Here is a 16848-nt window from a genome sequence, read left to right as displayed (position 1 = left end):
CCGTTGCCAAAGCGCCCGCCCTCGGGGCGGACGGGCGCTCGCCCGGCGCCGCGCCAAGGCGCGGCTTGATTCCGGGCGGTGTCACACCCACGGGCAGCCCATCTCCCGGCTCCTCACCCCCACACGAAAAACGCGCGCAAGGCCCCTCGGCCTTGCGCGCGTTTCAACTTACCGGACAATCCGGCGTATATCTTCAGGCCACCGAGACCAGCTCGATGTTGAACGTCAGGTCCTTGCCCGCCAGCGGGTGGTTGGCGTCGAGGATCACCTGCTCCTCGGTCACTTCCGCCACCGTCACCGGCATCACCTGCCCCTGCGGCGTCTGCACCTGAAGCTGGGTGCCGATATCCAGCGGGATATCTTCCGGAATGTCGGCGCGCGGCACGGCCTGCTTGGCGTTCGGGTCGGGCTGGCCATAGGCCTCGTCCGCCGGAACCTCGACGGTTTTCTTCTCGCCCTCTTCCATGCCCGGAAGGGCGGCATCGAGCCCGGGGATGATCTGGCCCGAGCCCACGGTGAATTCCAGCGGGTCGCGCCCTTCGCTGCTGTCGAAGGTGGAACCGTCAGTCAAGGTGCCGGTATAGTGAATACGTACGGTGTCGCCCGTCTTTGCCTGGGTCATATGGGATCCGATCGTTTGGGATGGGTTTACAAGGCCGCGTGCGCCGCGGGTGCTTGTCTCGACAAACCTCAACGTAGCAACGCCGACACGAGATTGCAAACAGCCGCGCGCACGCGCGCGACCGGCCCGCCCCTGCACGACGGGAAATGGGCCTTTCACCCGCCCGCCAGACATGCCAACCTGCCGCCCGTGAGGGGGAGGGAAAGTCATGGCCATCACCACCTGCATCTTCGACGCCTACGGCACGCTCTTCGACGTGGCCGCCGCCGCCCGCACCGCCGCCGAGGAACCGGGGCGCGAGGCGTTCCGCGATCACTGGCCCGCCATCGCCGAGCATTGGCGCAGCAAACAGCTGCAATACACCTGGCTCCGGGCGATCACCGCCGAGCATACCGATTTCTGGCAGGTCACCCAGGACGGGCTCGACTGGGCGCTCGAGGCCGAGGGGCTGGCGGGCGACCCGGAGCTGCGCGAGCGCCTGCTCCAGCTCTACTGGGAGCTCGAGGCCTTTCCGGAAGTGCCGGGCATGCTCAAGACATTGAAGGATCAGGGAAAAGCCACCGCCATCCTCTCCAACGGCTCGCCCCCCATGCTGGACGGCGCGGTGCAATCGGCGGGCATCGGCGCGCTGCTCGACGACGTGCTCTCGGTCGAAAGCGTCGGCATCTTCAAGCCCGCCCGCACCGTCTATGACCTCGTCGGCCAGCGCTTCGGCTGCGCGAAGGAGGAGGTGCTCTTCGTCTCCTCCAACGGCTGGGATGCCGCGGCCGCCGCCGGCTACGGCTTCCGCACCGCCTGGGTCAACCGCGCCGGCCAGCCCATCGACCGCCTGCCCGCCCGGCCCGACACCGTCATGAAAGACCTCACCGGCATACCGGAGATCGCGACCTGATGCCCAGCTTCACCACCTCCGACGGCCTGTCGCTCTATTACGAGGACCAGGGCGACGGCCCGCCCGTCCTCTGCCTTGCCGGGCTCACCCGGAACACCACCGATTTCACCTACCTCGTACCGCACATGGCCGGGACCCGCCTGATCCGGCTCGATTACCGCGGGCGCGGGCAATCGGATTACGCCGAGGATTACATGACCTACAACATCCTGCGCGAAGGGCAGGATGCGGTCGAACTGCTCGATCACCTCGGTCTCGACAAGGCCACCATCATCGGCACCTCGCGCGGCGGGCTGATCGCCATGGCCCTCTCCCACACCCATCCCGACCGCCTCAATGGCGTGGTCCTCAACGATATCGGGCCAGAGGTCGCCCCCATCGGCATCGAGCGGATCATGGATTACGTGGGCAAGACGCCCCCTTTCCCCGATCTCGACAGCGCCGCCGAGGCGCTGAAAGCGGGCAACGAGGCCGCCTTTCCCGGCGTGCCGCTGACCCGCTGGCGCGAGCAGGCGGAATTCATGTGGTTCGAAAAGCCCGACGATGGCGGCATCGGCATCCGCTACGACTCGCGCCTGCGCGACGCCATGATCGGCCAGGCCGGCGCGGGCGACGCGCCCGACCTCTGGCAGCTTTTCGACGGGTTGAAAGACCAGCCGCTCGCCTCGATCCGCGGGAAGAATTCCGACCTCTTCACCGCCGAGACGCAAGCCGGAATGAACGCCCGCCACCCCGAGATGATCACCGCCGTCGTCCCCGACCGCGGCCACGTGCCCTTCCTCGACGAACCCGAATCCCTCACCGCGATCCGCGCCCTGCTGGAGAGAACCACTTGAGCGACATCACCATGATCCGCGCCGCGGCCGAGCGCCTGAAAGGCCACGCCCGGCGCACGCCCCTGCTCTCCTCCCCCTTCCTTGACGAGATTGCTGGCCGCCGCGTCTTCGTGAAGGCCGAATGCCTGCAACATACCGGCAGCTTCAAGTATCGCGGCGGCCGCTCGGCCCTGTCGGGGCTCGACCCCGAAACCCGCACCAAGGGCGTCATCGCCTATTCCAGCGGCAACCACGCCCAGGGCGTGGCCAAGGCGGCCGCCGAATACGGCGTGCCGGCCATCATCATCATGCCCGCCGACGCGCCGAAGCTGAAGATCGACAACACCCGCGCCCTGGGGGCCGAGGTCGTGCTCTACGACCGTGCCGGCGGCGAAAGCCGCGAGGCGGTGGGCGACGCGCTGGTGGCCGAGCGGGGCCTGACCCTCATCCGGCCCTATGACGAGCCGCTGGTCATCGCGGGGCAAGGCACCTGCGGGCTCGAGATCGTCGAACAGGCGCGCGAGGAAGGCATCGAGAGCGGCGACGTGCTGGTCTGCTGCGGCGGCGGCGGGCTGACCTCGGGCATCGCCATGGCCTGCGAGGCCGAGGCGCCCGGCCTCCGCGCCCGCCCGGTCGAGCCGGAAGGATTCGACGACGTGACCCGCTCGCTCCAATCCGGCCAGCGCGAGGGCAACGCCCGCGCCTCGGGCAATATCTGCGACGCCATCCTCACGCCGTCGCCAGGCGAGATCACCTTCCCGATCCTGCAACGCCTCTGCGGCCCCGGCATCGCGGTCAGCGAGGAGGACTGCCTGCGCGCCATGGGCGTGGCCTTCCAGCGGTTGAAGCTGGTGGCCGAACCCGGCGGCGCCGCGGCGCTGGCCGCCGCGCTCTACCACGGCGACGAGATCGAGGGCGACACGGTGATCTGCACCATCTCCGGCGGCAATGTCGACACGGAGGTCTTTCGCCGGGCGCTGGCAACGCTCGAGGAGGGCCCATGAAAACCATCGAGGGCGACCTGGTGGAGCTCGGCAAATCCGGGCGGTTCGATGTCATCGTGCATGGCTGCAACTGCCAGAACGAGATGGGGGCGGGCATCGCCAAGATCATCGCGAAGGAATTTCCCGAGGCGGAAAAGGCCGACAAGCAAACCGAAAAGGGCGACCGCGACAAGCTGGGCACCATCACCCATGCCACGGTCGAGTGCGATGGCCACGAGCTGACCGTGGTCAACGCCTACACCCAGTTCGACTATCGCGGCCGTGGCAAGAAGGTGGATTACGACGCTGTGAAATCCGCCTTCGAGGCGATCGCCAAGAAGTTTCCTGACGCCCGCGTCGGCTATCCTCTGATCGGCGCGGGAATGGCCGGCGGCGACTGGGACGAGATCGCCCCGATCATCGACGCCGCGCTCGAGGGGCAGGACCATGCCCTCGTCGTCCTGCCGGACAAGAAGGGCTGAGCGCATGGATGGCCTGACGTCCCGCCCCGGAATTTGCGCAAGTTCCGGGCTGGAAAATGCGCATTTTCCACCCCGTTTTCCGCGCGGAAAACGGTGCCGCCTTTCCCACACAGCGCCAAATCGCGCAGCTTATCCACAGTTTTCCGCCAATTCCTTTCACTTATCCAACTGACCGCAAGAAATCCAAAGGCCCGCCATGCCCCGCTTCACCATCGCCAGTTTCAACGTCAAGAACCTCATCGGCGCCGACAAGGAATATTACCAGTTCCAGAAATACACGCCCGAGGAATACGCCTGGAAGACCGACTGGCTGGCGGATCAGCTTCTGACCATGAACGCCGATATCGTGGGCTTTCAGGAGATCTTCGAGGAAGAGCCGCTGATCGACGTGATCGAGGAAGCCTCCGAGCGGGCCGAGGTGCTCAACGCCGCGACGGTCCCCGACAAGTCCAAGCGCTATCACCGCAAGGTCATCTTCGACCGCATCCGCGTCGACCCTTACGGCGAGGCCGAGCTGGCCTTCGCCCCCAATTCCGCCGATACCGGCCAGCCGGGCAAGCGCCGCCCCGGCCTGGCGCTGCTGTCGCGCTTCGGCTTCGCCGAGCCGCCCGAGATCATCCAGGACCTGCTCCAACCGCTCCACATCCCCTTCCAGCCCCTCCGCGGGCTCGACGCGCAGGACGCCGGCCACTACACCCTCCGCCGCCTCTCGCGCCCGATCCTCAAGGCCCGCATCCCCATCGGCGGTCAGACCATCACCGTCTTCAACTGCCACCTGAAATCCAAGCTGGGCGAATACATCAAGCCCGACGGCGCCGCCTATGCGCCCGAGGAAGACCTCACCAGGTACGATCCCGTCGGCCGCGCCATGGGCTCCCTCCGCTCAGCGCTGCGCCGCATGGCCGAGGCCTGGGTGCTCCGGCGCGAGATCGTGGCCGAGCTTCAGGCCGGCAACCCGGTGATGGCCATGGGCGATTTCAACGACGGCGAAGACGCCGTCAGCTCGGAAATCATCACCGGCGAAACCCCCTTCCGCAACTACGCCTGGATGCTGCGCCACGACGCCCAAAGCCCCACCGACCGCTACAGCGAACAGGAAAACCTCCAGATCACCGAGGATATCGAGCGCGTCCGCCTGCATTCCGCCGAAAAGCTCTTCGTCCGCAAATCCCTGCGCGACATGGTCTACACGGCGGCCTTCGGCGGGGTCTTCGAATCGATCGACCAGATCTTCCTGTCGCGCCATTTCCACCCCGATTTCGACGACCGGATCGGCGAAATGACCTATTTCAGCGCCTTCAACGACCACCTCACCGATGGATCGCACCCCGAAGCGCCCTATAACAAGCTGGCGTCGGACCATGGACAGGTGATGGCGCATATGGACCTATACAGGGGATAACGGCCCCCCGAAACGGGCCGGCAAGGAAGGGAAGGGAGAACCGCGATGCGCACGCAGGTCGCCATCATCGGCGGGGGGCCGTCGGGCCTGCTGCTGGGTCAGCTACTGCTGAAACACGGCATCGACACGGTGGTGCTCGAACGCCAGACCCGCGATTACGTGCTGGCCCGCATCCGCGCGGGCGTGCTGGAAACCGGCTTTGCCCGGCTCATGCGCGAGGCCGGCACGGGCGCGCGGATGGACAAGGAAGGCATCATCCACGAGGGCACCGGCATCGCCCACGAGGGCGGCCTCTTCCGCATCGATTTCGAGAAGCTCACCGGCGATCATGTCATCGTCTACGGCCAGACCGAGGTGACCCGCGACCTCTATGACGCGCGTGACGCTGCGGGCGGCACAACGTATTTCGAGTGCGCCGGCGTCACCCCCCATGACCTCGACACCGACACACCCCATGTCACCTTCCAGCAGGGCGGCCGGACCATCCGCCTCGACTGCGACTTCATCGCCGGCTGCGACGGCTTCCACGGCCCCTCGCGCCAGGCCATCCCCGAAGCGGTGCGCACCGAATACGAGAAAACCTACCCGTTCGGCTGGCTCGGCATCCTGTCGGAAACGCCCCCCGTCGACCACGAACTGATCTACGCCAATTCCGAGCGCGGCTTTGCCCTCTGCTCGATGCGCAACGCGAACCTCAGCCGCTATTACATCCAGTGCGCCCTCTCCGACCGCCCCGAAGACTGGGAGGATGACGCCTTCTGGACCGAGCTCAAGCGCCGCCTCCCCGAAGATGCGGCAGAAAAACTGGTCACCGGCCCGTCCATCGAGAAATCCATCGCGCCGCTGCGTTCATTCGTCTGCGAGCCGATGCGCTGGGGCCGGCTGTTCCTCTGCGGCGATGCCGCCCATATCGTGCCGCCCACGGGCGCCAAGGGCCTCAACACCGCGGCCAGCGACGTGCATTACCTCTACCACGGCATGGTCGCCCATTATCGGGACGGCGAGAGCGAAGGGCTCGACCGCTATTCCGAGACCGCGCTGAAACGCATCTGGAAAACCCAGCGCTTCAGCTGGTCAATGACCAACCTGCTCCACCGCTTCCCTGAACAGTCGGAATTCGACCTGCACGTGCAGGCGGCCGAACTGGCCTTCCTGGCGGAGAACGAGGCGGCCCAGCGGGCGCTGGCGGAAAACTACGTGGGCCTGCCCTACTGACGCCCCCCGTCCCGGGCTTGACCCGGGAGCTCGCGCGGCCGACAACAAGGCCCCGGGCCCGGCCCGGGGCGCGAACCACAAGACCACCGGAGGCCCCATGCCCGAGCTGCCCCTCGACGACGTCACCCTGCACTATAGCGAAGACGGCGACCCAACCGGCGCGCCCGTGGTCTTCGCCAACTCGCTCGGCACCAACCTGCATTTGTGGGATTCCATCCTGCCCCACCTGCCCCAGGGCCTGCGGATCATCCGCTACGACAAGCGCGGCCATGGCCAAAGCACCGTCCCGCCCGCGCCCTACCGGATGGGCGCGCTGGTGCGGGATGCCGAGCAGCTTCTCAACCACCTTGAGGTGCGTGACGCGGTCTTCGTGGGCCTGTCGATCGGCGGGCTGATCGGCCAGGGGCTGGCGGTCAAGCGGCTCGACCAGGTCCGCGCGCTGGTGCTGTCGAACACGGCCGCCAAGATCGGCACGCAGGAGATGTGGCAGGACCGGATCGACGCGGTGCGCGCGGGCGGCATCGAGGCGCTGGCCGACGCGGTGATGGAGCGCTGGTTCTCGCGCGATTTCCTCGCCTCCGACCAGCTCGCCCAATGGCGCGAGATGCTCGTCAGCCAGCCCGACGAAGGCTACATCGGCTGCAGCGCCGCCATCGCCGGTACCGATTTCTATACCCCCACCAGCGGGCTGCGCCTGCCGGTCATGGGCATCGCCGGGTCCGAGGATGGCGCCACCCCGCCCGACCTCGTGCGCGAGACGGTCGAGCTGGTGCCGGGCTCGTCCTTTCACCTGATGCGCCGGGCGGGGCACCTGCCTTGCGTCGAGAAGCCCGAGGAATACGCCGGGCTGCTGACGGGTTTCCTGCGCGAGACCGGGCATATCTGACCCGGCGCAAGGGGGGGGCCAGCCCCCCACGTTGAAATCCTGCGGGATTTCAACGCTCCCCCCGGGATATTTTACCCAAGAAGAAGCAGGGGGCGCGGCCTGCCGCCCGGCACCGGCCTGTGGCCCGTTTTCCGGCTTGCACCCCGGAAAGAATCCGGGTCAGGCTGCGCATCAAAACCTGCGGGAGGGACGCACATGCAAACCATCAAGGCCGCCGTCTGCCACGAATTCGGCAAACCGCTCGTGATCGAGGATATCCACCTGCGCGCCCCCGGGATGGGCGAAATCGAGGTGACGCTCGACGCCGTGGCGATCTGTCATTCCGACATTTCCTATGCCGAGGGCGCCTGGGGCGGCACGCTGCCGGCGGTTTACGGGCATGAGGCCGCGGGGCGCGTGACGGGCGTCGGCGCCGGGGTCAACGGGCTGGCCGAGGGCGATCCGGTGGTGGTGACGCTGATCCGCGCCTGCGGTGAATGCCCCAGCTGCGGCGGCGGCCGGCCCACGGGCTGCGAAACCCCCATCGACGGCGATCACGGGCCGATCACCACGACGGATGGCGGTGTGCTGCACCAGGCCATGGCCTGCGGCGCCTTTGCCGAGAAGGTCGTCGTGCATCACAGCCAGGTGGTGAAGATGCCCGAGGACATGGCGATGGACGCCGCCTGCCTGCTGGCCTGCGGGGTGATCACCGGCATCGGCGCGGTGGTCAACGCCGCCGGCCTGCGCGCGGGGCAGGACGTGGTGGTGATCGGCGCGGGCGGCGTGGGCCTGAACGCCATCCAGGGCGCGCGCATCGCCGGCGCCCGCCGCATCGTCGCCGTCGACATGAGCGAGGCCAAGCTGGAGGACGCCCGCGCCTTCGGCGCCACCGACGGCGTGCTGGCGACCGAGGCGAAGCCCTGGCGCGCGGCGAAGGCGGCGATGGGCCGGGGGGCCGATGCGGTCTTCGTCACCGTGGGCGCCGTGCCCGCCTATGACCAGGCGCCGCGCTACCTGGCCGGGGGCGGCCGGGTGATCATGGTCGGCATGCCCCACTCGGGGGCCGCCTCGACCTATGAGCCCGCCAATTTCGCCGCCGCCGGCCAGGGCATGATCGGCTCGAAGATGGGCGAGGTGGTGATCAAGCGCGATATCCCGTGGATGATGGACCTCTACGCGCAGGGACGGCTCAAGCTCGACGAGCTGATCTCGAACCGCTGGACGCTGGACCAGATCAACGAGGCCTTCGCCGACACCAAGGCGGGTGGCGCACGGCGCAACGTGATCATGCTGCGCTAGGCCGGACCGATCCTGCACCGACGCAATACCGACAAAATACCGACGTTATACCGACGTTGGAAATGCCCCTTTCCGGAGCCCCGCCATGAAGCTGCAAGACCTCGACATCATCGTCACCTCGCCCCCCGCGCCGGGCTGGGGCGGGCGCTACTGGATCCTGGTGAAGCTGACCACGGATGACGGCATCACCGGCTGGGGCGAATGCTATGCCTCGACCATTGGGCCGGAGGCGATGAAGCCCGTCATCCGCGACGTGTTCGAACGGCACATGATGGGCGAAAGCCCTGAAAACATTGAGCTTATGTTCCGCCGCGCCTATTCCTCGGGCTTCACCCAGCGCCCCGACCTGACCGTGATGGGGGCCTTCTCGGGCCTCGAGATCGCCTGCTGGGACATCCTCGGCAAGGCCCGTGGCCGGCCCGTCTGGGCCTTGCTGGGCGGCAAGATGAACGACCGCATCCGCGCCTACACCTATCTCTACCCCCTGCCGCACCACAAGATTGCCGATTTCTGGACCTCGCCCGAGATGGCCGCCGAGAGTGCATTGGACTGCGTAAACCGCGGATATACCGCGGTAAAATTCGATCCCGCCGGCCCCTACACCATGCGCGGCGGGCATATGCCGGCCATGTCCGACATCTCGATGTCCGTGGCCTTCTGCAAGGCCATCCGCGAGGCCGTGGGCGACCGCGCCGACCTGCTCTTCGGCACCCATGGCCAGTTCACCACCGCCGGCGCCATCCGCCTCGGCCAGGCGATCGAGCCCTACTCGCCGCTCTGGTACGAGGAGCCGGTGCCGCCCGACAGCGTCGGCCAGATGGCGCAGGTGGCGGCCAAGGTCCGCATCCCCATCGCCACCGGCGAGCGCCTGACCACCAAGGCCGAGTTCGCGCCGATCCTGCGAGAGGGTGCGGCGGCCATCCTGCAGCCCGCCCTGGGCCGCGCGGGGGGCATCTGGGAGATGAAGAAAGTCTCAGCAATGGCAGAGGTTTACAACGCACAGCTCGCCCCGCACCTTTATGCCGGGCCGGTGGAATGGGCGGCCAACGTGAACCTCGCCGCCTCGATCCCCAACCTGCTGATGTGCGAGACGATCGAGACCGGGTTCCACGACCGGCTGATCAAGGGCTCGATCCGCGTCGAACAGGGCTTCGTCACTCCGCCCGAGGCGCCCGGCCTCGGCATCGAGGTCGACGAGGCCTTCGCCCGCGCCCACCCCTATACCGGCGAGGGGCTGCACCTGCAGATGCAGGAGGCGCCCTGCGACTACGTCAACGGCAACAGCTTTGCCGGGGGCGCGCCGCCGGAAGAGTGATCGCGGGGCGTTTGCAATTTCTTAAGGTTGGTGTTCCAGACCGTTTCCCCGGGGCTTAGGGAAGGAAGCTCAACCATACCCAGGCCGTCAGAATGGTTAACGCCGTGGCCACCAGCACGGTCGTCGCCGCAACGCGCGTTGCGCGACCATACATCGAGGCGAAGATATAGGCGTTCACCCCCGGCGCCATCGCCGCCGTCAGCACGGCCGAGCGCGTGGGTTCGACCGGCAGGCTGAGCGCCACGCCCAGGCTGCGGGTGATCGCCGGGTGCACCACCAGCGAGATCAGGCAGGCATAGAGCACGATGCGGAAATCCCCCTCGGCCTTGTAGCTGGCCAGCACGCCGCCCATCCCGAAGATCGCCGCCGGCAACGCCGCCCGCACCATCAGGTCAAGCGCGTCGTTGAACACGCCGGGCAGCGTAACGCCCGAGAAGTTCACGATAAATCCCGCCCCGATCCCGATGATCAGCGCGTTCGAGAACATCGCCTTCAGCACCCTCTTGGCCGTGCCGATACCCGCCTGCCCCTTGGCGCGCACGATCTCCATGACCGAGATGCCGATGCCGTAGCAGAACGGCGAATGCACCGCGATGATGGCGAAATTCGCCTCCAGCGCGCCGGCCCCGTAGGCCCGCTCGGTCAGCGCGAGCCCCAGCAGGACCGAGTTGGAGAACAGGCAGCAGAAGCCGATGACGACCGAATCCTCCCAGTCCCGCCCGAACAGGTAGCGCGCCCCGAACATTCCCAGCACGAACCCCGCCAGCGACCCGGTGTAGAAGCTGACCAGAAGCCGCCAGTCAAAGCTCTGCCCCAGGTCCAGACGCGCGATGGCGGTGAACAGCAGGCAGGGGATCGCGAAGTTCTGCGAGAACTTGGTGAGCCCGTCCACGCCGGCCTGGCTGAACCAGCCGCGCCAGACCGCGACATAGCCGAACCCGATCACCAGGAAGACCGGAAGGATGACGTCAAGAAGAGCCTGCAAGGGCCTATTCCGTATAGGTTATCACCATGCCGTCATAGGCGGGGGTGATATGCTCGGGCGTCTCGTCCGCCACGGTTTGGTAATCCATGTCGATATGCATGTTGGTCAGCACCGCCCGGCGCGGCGCGGCCCGGGCGATCCATTCCAGCGAGCGTTCGAGATGCGCATGGGTCGGGTGCGGCGTGCGACGGAGCGCGTCGAGCACCCAGCAATCCAGCCCTTCCAGCGCGCCCCATGTCTCCTCCGGGATCTCGGCCACGTCCGGCAGGTAGGCCAGGTCGCCCACGCGAAAGCCCAGCGCATCGATCGAGCCGTGGTTCACCTTGAACGGGCTGAGCGTCACCGCCCCGCCCGCGCCCTCGATCGTGATGTCGCCTTTGATGGTGTGCATCTCGAGGATCGGTGGATAAGGCGAGCCATCAGGTTGCATGAAGGCATATCCGAACCGGGAATAAAGCGTGTTCTGCGTGTCCCCATCGGCCCAGACCGGCACCCGCCGCTTCATGTTGAAGACGATCATCCGCAGGTCGTCGAGCCCGTGCACATGGTCGGCGTGATCATGGGTATAGACCACCGCGTCAAGCTCGCCCACGCCCGCGCCAAGCAACTGGCTGCGCAGGTCGGGCGACGTGTCGATCAGCACTCGCGTCGTGCCCCCCTCGCCTTCCCGCTCGATCAGCATGGAACAGCGGCGGCGGTTGTTTTTCGGGTTCTGGGGGTCGCAATCGCCCCAGTGGTTGCCCAGCCGCGGCACCCCGCCCGACGATCCGCAGCCGAGGATGGTAAAGCGCGTTTCGGTCATGCGGCGGCCTTCCAGAACAGCCGCCGGAAATTGGCCTGCGTCTGTGCGGCGAACTCGGGCCAGTCCATGCCGAAGACCTCGGCCCCCACCTTGGCGGTATGGACGGTATAGGCCGGCTCGTTCCGCTTGCCGCGATAGGGCGGCGGCGCGAGGTAGGGCGCGTCGGTTTCCACGAGGATCCGGTCGGCCGGGGCGGCGGCAAAGATATCCCGCAGCTCCTGGCTTTTCGGAAAGGCGGCGATGCCCGACATGGAGAGGTAGAACCCTAGCTCAAGCGCCGATTTGGCAAGCGCGGCGCCGGAAGAAAAGCAATGCATCACACAGCTATAGGCGCCGTTCCTGTACTCGTCGGTCAGGATGCTCGCCATGTCCTCGTCGGCATCGCGGGCATGGATGATGAGCGGCAGCCCGGTCTCGCGCGCAGCGTCGATATGGATGTGCAGGCTTTCCTTCTGCACCTCGGCACTGTCGGCGGTGTAATGGTAATCGAGCCCTGTCTCGCCGATGCCCACGAACTTGGGATGCTCGGCCAGCTTCACCAGCTCGTCGACCGTCGCCATCGGCTCGTCGGCGGCGCTCATCGGGTGGGTGCCGGCGGCGTAGTAGACGGGTGCGTAGGCCTCGGCGATGGCGCGCACCTGCGGCTCCAGCCGCAGCCTGGTGCAGATCGTCACCATCTTCGTGACCCCGGCCTCGACCGCGCGATTAACGATATCGTCACGTTCTTCGTCGAACGTGTCGAAATCGAGATGGCAATGGCTGTCGGTAATCGCGACGGGGTCTGACATGAAACCTCAGGCTCTGGCACAGTTTTGCAGCTTGAAGACCGTATCAAGCACCAGAGCGGCAGGGTCAAGGTTCACCGCCCGGCCATGCCGCGCCCGTTCGCCGATCTCGACGGCGAGGCTGGCCCACGCGCGCGCCTGGTGCGGACCGGGCGACAGGCGGGCCAGCATCTCGGCCTCGCCTTGCGCGGCTTCGGGCGGCGGGGCGCCGGTGGCGCCAGTTCGGGCCAGCCGCGCCAGCATCAGTTCGGTCAGGCCGAATAGCAGGTCGAGCTTCTCCTCGGCCCCCCGCGCGGCGGCGGCCTGTGCCAGCGCGTTGGCTTTCGGACGGTCGAGCCGCGGCAGGCTTGCCGCCAATCCGACCAGTTCTTCATAAAGTTTTAACCCATCGAGGTTCAGCAGCCGCACCGCCTCCCCCACCGACCCTCCGGACAGCTCGGCAATCGCCTCGGTCGCCTCGCCCGGCTCCACCCCCGCCTGCCGCAGCGCGACCGCCATGTCGTCGGTCGCCAGCGGCACCAGCCGCAGGTCGCGGCACCGCGACCGGATCGTCGGCAGAAGCCGTGCCGGCTGGTGGCTGATCAGCAGCAGGGTTGTCCGCCCCGGCGGCTCTTCCAGCATCTTCAGCAGGGCGTTGGCAGCCTGCGTGTTCATCTCGTCGGCGCTGTCGATGATCACCACGCGCCGCCCCCCTTCGGTCGCCGACATGTGCAGGAAGCGGTTCAAATCACGCACATTTTCCGCGACGATCATGTCGCGCAGCCGCCCCGTCTTCTCGTTGACCCGGCGGGTGATGTGGTAGAGCCCCGGGTCCGACCCCGCCAGCAGGCGGCGGGCGACCGGGTGATCCTCGGGGATGTCCAGCGTGTCGGGCGCGGGCGGCGCGTCCCCGAACAGACCGCCATCGTCGGCCTCGGGCGTGGCCAGCAGGAACCGCGCGATCTTCCACGCCAGCGTGGCCTTGCCCACCCCGCGCGGCCCCGTCAGCAGCCAGCCGTGATGCATCCGGCCCGAGGTGAAGGCGGTCAGGAACGCCTCCTCCGCGGGCTTTTGCCCATAGAGTTCAGGCGTCTCCCGCGGGTGCGGGGCGCCGGCGATCTGGTCTGGTCTGGCGGTAAGATCGTCGCTCATCTGAGGCGCGAGGTTACGACGCCCAGGATATCCTGCGCAACCTGTTCGGGCGCCCGGCCCCCGTCTATGACCGTGATCCGGTCGGGGAAATCTTCGGCAAGCGCCAGGAATCCCGCCCGCATCCGTGCCTGCAGGTCGGTGCCGAAGCTCTCGAAGCGCTCCTCGCTGCCCTGGCGCGACAGCGCCCGGTCAAGCCCGGCCTGCGGGTCGAGATCGATCAGCAGCGTCAGGTCCGGCTCGCGCTTGATCATCAGGTCGTGAAGCTGGTCGACCATCGCCCGCCCCTCGGCGCTGCGCAGGCCCTGGTACATCCGCGTGCTGTCGGCGAACCGGTCGCAGATCACCACCTCCCCGCGCTCCAGCGCCGGCGCGATCACCCGTTCGAGATGGTCCCGCCGCGCGGCGGTAAACAACAGGATTTCCGTCTCGGCCGACCAGCGATCCGTGTCGCCCTCCAGCACCAGCTTGCGGATTTCCTCGGCCCCGGGGCTGCCCCCCGGCTCGCGGGTCAGCCGCACCTCGTGCCCCTGCCCCCGCAACGCCTCGGCCAGCAGCCGCGCCTGCGTCGACTTGCCCGAGCCGTCTATCCCTTCCAGCGTGATGAACCGGGCGCCGCCCTTCAAAGCTGGCCCTCGGGGCCCTGCCGCAGCCGTTTCAGCAACAGCCCCGACACGGTCTTCAGCCGCACCAGGAAACCGCCCGACGGTACGTCGTTGGCGGCGTAAAGCGGCACGCTTCGCTCGGGCAGGCCCTCTGGCGCAAAGACCAGCTGCGCGAGTTCGTCGCCCTTGGCCACAGGCGCGCGCACCGGGCCGGTATAGACCACCTGCGCCTGCACTTCCTCGTCCGACAGCACAGGCAGCAACGCCGAGACATCCTCGCCCGGCACCAGCCCGACCCGGTCGGCCTGTCCCATCCAGACATCGGCGGCGGCCACCTGCGTGTCGGCCTTGACCACTGATTTCTGCACGAACTGGCGGAACGCCCAGGTCAGCAGCGCCTCGGCCTCCTCGGCCCTCTGTGCGGCGGTCTGCAGGCCCGAGACCACCACGATCACCCGCCGGTCACCCTGCTCGGCCGAACCGACCAGGCCGTAGCCCGCCCGCTCGGTATGGCCGGTCTTGAGCCCGTCAGCGCCGATCCCCAGCCGAAGCAGGGGGTTGCGGTTCTGGGTGTTCTGCGGGGCGCGCCCGTCGAAGGAATACTCGGTCTCGGCGAACATCGGGTAGAATTCCGGGAAGTCGGCGATGATCCGGCGGGCCAGCAGCGCAAGGTCGCGCACGCTCATCAGGTGGCCGGCAGCGGGCCAGCCGTTGGAATTCTGGAAGGTCGAGTTGGTCATCCCCATCTTCTGGGCGCGCTGGGTCATGTAGCGGGCAAAGCCGGCCTCGGTGCCGTTGGGGCTCAGCGCCTCGGCGATCACGGCGCAGGCGTCGTTCCCCGAGAGCACGATGATCCCGCGCAGCAGGTCCTCGACGGTCACCCGGTCGGTCGTGTCGAGGAACATGGTCGAGCCGCCATAACTCATCGCGTGCTCCGACACCGGCAGCTTCTCGTCCAGCGACAGCCGACCGTCGCGGATCGCCTCGAACGCCACGTAGAGCGTCATCAGCTTCGACATCGAGGCCGGCGGCAGCGGCGTGTCGGCATTCTTTTCCAGAAGCACGGTGCCGGTCGTCATGTCGAGCACGAAGGCGGCCTTGGCATTGGTGTCGAAGGCACGGGCCGGCAGCGCCAGCAGGAGGATCAGCACGATATGCGCCAGGAGGGGAAGAAGTCGGGGCATAGGGATCAGCTTCAGTTGGTTACGGGATAGGCGTCGTCGAACCCGACACCCTTGACCTTGCGCAGCAACGCGTTGCGCTCGGTGGTGTTGGCGGCGGGGCCGACGATGACGCGCCAGAAGGTCTTGCCCTTGGCGCTCTGTTTCTTGACCGTCGGCACCATGCCGTTCTGGCGCATGGCCTCGGCGGTGTTCTGGGCGTTCTCCTCGACCGAGAAGATGCCGATCTGCAGATAGGGTTTTTCCAGCGACGAACTCTGCGCCGGCTTGGGCGCGGGCTCCGGCGCGGGCACCGGCGTGGCGATCTGGTCGGTCGTGGCGGCGGCGGTGTCGACCGGGTCGAGCGCGGTCTCCTCCACGGCATCGGGGGCGGTCAGATCGGCCGGCGCGGCGGCCACGTCATCGGCCGTGGGCTGCGCCTCGCGCCGCAGCGCGGTCACGTTGAGCTGGGCCGGGGCGCCTGCCAGCATGCCCAGCGCCGAGGCGGCATCGGACGAGACCTGGATCGACGGGCCCGGGTTGCTGCGCTCGCGCCGGAACAGCGCGCCGATCACGAACTTGGAATTCTTGTCGTTGCGGATGATCACCCGCTCGGGCTCCTTCACGTCCGGGTGCGCCACCCAGACCCCGCCCAGAGACGGCCGCCCGTCCCACAACCCGCTGTCGGTGACCTGGAAGACCTCCGGCGCCTCGACATCGCGCTCGACCAGCTTGGTGGTCGAGGTGTCCTGCATGTCGGCCACCTCTTCCTCGCCCGCCTTGGGCTTGAGGAACCCGAAGGCCCCGCCCTCGGTGCCCTCGCCGCAGCCGCCAAGAGCCAGCCCGCCCGCCAGCGCGATCGCCGTGCCCGCCTTCAACAAACTGCGCCCTGAATTGTGATACGCCATCCCAAGTTCCTTGCCTGTCGCGGCGCGTTGCCCTGCGCCCTACCGGTTGACCCGGATTTTTCCGCTGTTGCCCCACGCGCAAACCCGACGCGCGGGCCTCGCCTCCCGCAGTCTAGCGCCAGTTACGGCACAAGAAAAGTGCGCCGCGCGCCCCTTGGCGAAATTCCCCGTGATTTGCCACCTTTCAGAATCGCACGCGCCCCCTTAAGGAGTTGCGGACCCGGAGGAGTGGCAGAGTGGTCGATTGCACCGGTCTTGAAAACCGGCGTACGTGAAAGCGTACCGTGGGTTCGAATCCCACCTCCTCCGCCACCCAGACCCGTCTCAATTCCCGTGTACGTTTTTCCCTTGTTTTCGGCCGCAATTTCCGCGGCTTGCGAGCAGGGTATGTGAACTGAGACACACCGTATTCCCCAAAATCCTGAGTATCACGGCCCGCGTCTCAAGTGGTCATCAGAGACGGTTCGGTTTTCCGAAATTTCCCTGCTTGCAGGGAATTTGCAGGGAAATTATTGATTTCCGGCCTATAAGCCTCATGGAAATCCACGCGACAACAGGGACTTACAGTTCAGTTTCCCGGGA

General features: G+C 67.2%; 17 protein-coding genes and 1 tRNA gene. 10 read left to right on the top strand and 8 right to left on the bottom strand.

Features of this window, described 5'->3' with window-relative positions; genetic code table 11:
• Nucleotides 1-193: 193 nt before the first annotated feature.
• Nucleotides 194-622: an FKBP-type peptidyl-prolyl cis-trans isomerase gene (locus ACO07J_RS04670; RefSeq protein ID WP_300893833.1), complete on the bottom strand. Its 429-nt coding sequence runs from the start codon at nucleotides 620-622 to the stop codon at nucleotides 194-196.
• A 208-nt stretch (nucleotides 623-830) separates the two neighbouring features.
• Between ACO07J_RS04670 and ACO07J_RS04665 the strand changes: the two genes are divergently transcribed.
• The 9 genes from ACO07J_RS04665 to ACO07J_RS04625 all read left to right on the top strand — a co-directional run bounded on the left by ACO07J_RS04665 (nucleotide 831) and on the right by ACO07J_RS04625 (nucleotide 9893).
• Nucleotides 831-1514 (top strand): haloacid dehalogenase type II, encoded by a 684-nt coding sequence (locus ACO07J_RS04665; RefSeq protein WP_422026746.1) that lies wholly within the window; start codon nucleotides 831-833, stop codon nucleotides 1512-1514.
• Nucleotides 1514-2350, top strand: coding sequence for an alpha/beta fold hydrolase (locus ACO07J_RS04660; RefSeq protein WP_422026744.1), 837 nt, complete (start codon nucleotides 1514-1516; stop codon nucleotides 2348-2350). The genes ACO07J_RS04665 and ACO07J_RS04660 overlap by 1 nt, the downstream gene beginning before the upstream one ends.
• Nucleotides 2347-3333 (top strand): threonine ammonia-lyase, encoded by a 987-nt coding sequence (locus tag ACO07J_RS04655; RefSeq protein WP_422026742.1) that lies wholly within the window; start codon nucleotides 2347-2349, stop codon nucleotides 3331-3333. Before ACO07J_RS04660 ends, ACO07J_RS04655 begins: the two co-directional genes overlap by 4 nt.
• A complete protein-coding gene (locus tag ACO07J_RS04650) occupies nucleotides 3330-3794 on the top strand; it encodes a macro domain-containing protein (protein ID WP_422026740.1) in 465 nt (154 codons plus the stop codon). Before ACO07J_RS04655 ends, ACO07J_RS04650 begins: the two co-directional genes overlap by 4 nt.
• A gap of 196 nt (nucleotides 3795-3990) precedes the next feature.
• Nucleotides 3991-5196, top strand: coding sequence for an endonuclease/exonuclease/phosphatase family protein (locus ACO07J_RS04645; protein WP_422026738.1), 1206 nt, complete (start codon nucleotides 3991-3993; stop codon nucleotides 5194-5196).
• Nucleotides 5197-5241: 45 nt separating this feature from the next.
• The gene (gene pobA, locus ACO07J_RS04640; protein ID WP_422026736.1) at nucleotides 5242-6411 is read left to right on the top strand and encodes a 4-hydroxybenzoate 3-monooxygenase; all 1170 of its coding nucleotides are present in this window, start codon (nucleotides 5242-5244) and stop codon (nucleotides 6409-6411) included.
• A gap of 97 nt (nucleotides 6412-6508) precedes the next feature.
• A complete protein-coding gene (gene pcaD / locus ACO07J_RS04635) occupies nucleotides 6509-7297 on the top strand; it encodes a 3-oxoadipate enol-lactonase (protein ID WP_422026734.1) in 789 nt (262 codons plus the stop codon).
• Between the two features lie 195 nt (nucleotides 7298-7492).
• Nucleotides 7493-8578 (top strand): zinc-binding dehydrogenase, encoded by a 1086-nt coding sequence (locus ACO07J_RS04630; protein ID WP_422026732.1) that lies wholly within the window; start codon nucleotides 7493-7495, stop codon nucleotides 8576-8578.
• Between the two features lie 85 nt (nucleotides 8579-8663).
• On the top strand, nucleotides 8664-9893 hold the full coding sequence (locus ACO07J_RS04625; RefSeq protein ID WP_422026730.1) for a mandelate racemase/muconate lactonizing enzyme family protein: 1230 nt from the start codon (nucleotides 8664-8666) through the stop codon (nucleotides 9891-9893).
• 55 nt (nucleotides 9894-9948) lie between these two features.
• Here ACO07J_RS04625 and ACO07J_RS04620 read toward each other — a convergent pair whose 3' ends face one another.
• Genes ACO07J_RS04620 through ACO07J_RS04590 form a run of 7 tightly spaced genes read right to left on the bottom strand, consistent with a single transcriptional unit; the run spans nucleotide 9949 to nucleotide 16266 of the window.
• Nucleotides 9949-10878: an AEC family transporter gene (locus ACO07J_RS04620; RefSeq protein ID WP_422026728.1), complete on the bottom strand. Its 930-nt coding sequence runs from the start codon at nucleotides 10876-10878 to the stop codon at nucleotides 9949-9951.
• A 4-nt stretch (nucleotides 10879-10882) separates the two neighbouring features.
• Nucleotides 10883-11680 (bottom strand): MBL fold metallo-hydrolase, encoded by a 798-nt coding sequence (locus tag ACO07J_RS04615; protein WP_422026726.1) that lies wholly within the window; start codon nucleotides 11678-11680, stop codon nucleotides 10883-10885.
• Entirely contained in the window at nucleotides 11677-12468 is a 792-nt protein-coding gene (locus tag ACO07J_RS04610) for a TatD family hydrolase (protein ID WP_422026724.1), read from the bottom strand. Before ACO07J_RS04610 ends, ACO07J_RS04615 begins: the two co-directional genes overlap by 4 nt.
• Before the next feature lie 6 nt (nucleotides 12469-12474).
• Nucleotides 12475-13596 (bottom strand): DNA polymerase III subunit delta', encoded by a 1122-nt coding sequence (locus ACO07J_RS04605; protein ID WP_422026722.1) that lies wholly within the window; start codon nucleotides 13594-13596, stop codon nucleotides 12475-12477.
• Entirely contained in the window at nucleotides 13593-14219 is a 627-nt protein-coding gene (gene tmk, locus ACO07J_RS04600) for a dTMP kinase (protein ID WP_422026720.1), read from the bottom strand. The genes ACO07J_RS04605 and tmk overlap by 4 nt, the downstream gene beginning before the upstream one ends.
• Nucleotides 14216-15382, bottom strand: a complete 1167-nt coding sequence (locus ACO07J_RS04595; protein ID WP_422026718.1) for a D-alanyl-D-alanine carboxypeptidase family protein — start codon at nucleotides 15380-15382, stop codon at nucleotides 14216-14218. Before ACO07J_RS04595 ends, tmk begins: the two co-directional genes overlap by 4 nt.
• 11 nt (nucleotides 15383-15393) lie before the next feature.
• Complete coding sequence (locus ACO07J_RS04590; protein WP_422026716.1) at nucleotides 15394-16266, bottom strand: SPOR domain-containing protein; 873 nt, start codon at nucleotides 16264-16266, stop codon at nucleotides 15394-15396.
• Between the two features lie 222 nt (nucleotides 16267-16488).
• Between ACO07J_RS04590 and ACO07J_RS04585 the strand changes: the two genes are divergently transcribed.
• Nucleotides 16489-16578 (top strand) — tRNA-Ser (locus ACO07J_RS04585).
• Nucleotides 16579-16848: the final 270 nt, after the last annotated feature.

This window comes from Roseovarius sp. (genome assembly GCF_965228755.1).
In the GTDB taxonomy this organism is placed as follows: Bacteria; Pseudomonadota; Alphaproteobacteria; order Rhodobacterales; family Rhodobacteraceae; genus Roseovarius.
The sequence above is the reverse complement of the archived record's forward strand: the minus strand, read 5'-3'. Positions and strand labels throughout refer to the sequence as shown.

Coding starts and splice junctions, on each gene's coding strand:
- ACO07J_RS04670 (WP_300893833.1), bottom strand. CDS start 622: ATGACCCAGGCAAAGACGGGCGACACCGTACGTATTCACTATACCGGC.
- ACO07J_RS04665 (WP_422026746.1), top strand. CDS start 831: ATGGCCATCACCACCTGCATCTTCGACGCCTACGGCACGCTCTTCGAC.
- ACO07J_RS04660 (WP_422026744.1), top strand. CDS start 1,514: ATGCCCAGCTTCACCACCTCCGACGGCCTGTCGCTCTATTACGAGGAC.
- ACO07J_RS04650 (WP_422026740.1), top strand. CDS start 3,330: ATGAAAACCATCGAGGGCGACCTGGTGGAGCTCGGCAAATCCGGGCGG.
- ACO07J_RS04645 (WP_422026738.1), top strand. CDS start 3,991: ATGCCCCGCTTCACCATCGCCAGTTTCAACGTCAAGAACCTCATCGGC.
- pobA (WP_422026736.1), top strand. CDS start 5,242: ATGCGCACGCAGGTCGCCATCATCGGCGGGGGGCCGTCGGGCCTGCTG.
- pcaD (WP_422026734.1), top strand. CDS start 6,509: ATGCCCGAGCTGCCCCTCGACGACGTCACCCTGCACTATAGCGAAGAC.
- ACO07J_RS04630 (WP_422026732.1), top strand. CDS start 7,493: ATGCAAACCATCAAGGCCGCCGTCTGCCACGAATTCGGCAAACCGCTC.
- ACO07J_RS04625 (WP_422026730.1), top strand. CDS start 8,664: ATGAAGCTGCAAGACCTCGACATCATCGTCACCTCGCCCCCCGCGCCG.
- ACO07J_RS04615 (WP_422026726.1), bottom strand. CDS start 11,680: ATGACCGAAACGCGCTTTACCATCCTCGGCTGCGGATCGTCGGGCGGG.
- ACO07J_RS04610 (WP_422026724.1), bottom strand. CDS start 12,468: ATGTCAGACCCCGTCGCGATTACCGACAGCCATTGCCATCTCGATTTC.
- ACO07J_RS04605 (WP_422026722.1), bottom strand. CDS start 13,596: ATGAGCGACGATCTTACCGCCAGACCAGACCAGATCGCCGGCGCCCCG.
- ACO07J_RS04595 (WP_422026718.1), bottom strand. CDS start 15,382: ATGCCCCGACTTCTTCCCCTCCTGGCGCATATCGTGCTGATCCTCCTG.
- ACO07J_RS04590 (WP_422026716.1), bottom strand. CDS start 16,266: ATGGCGTATCACAATTCAGGGCGCAGTTTGTTGAAGGCGGGCACGGCG.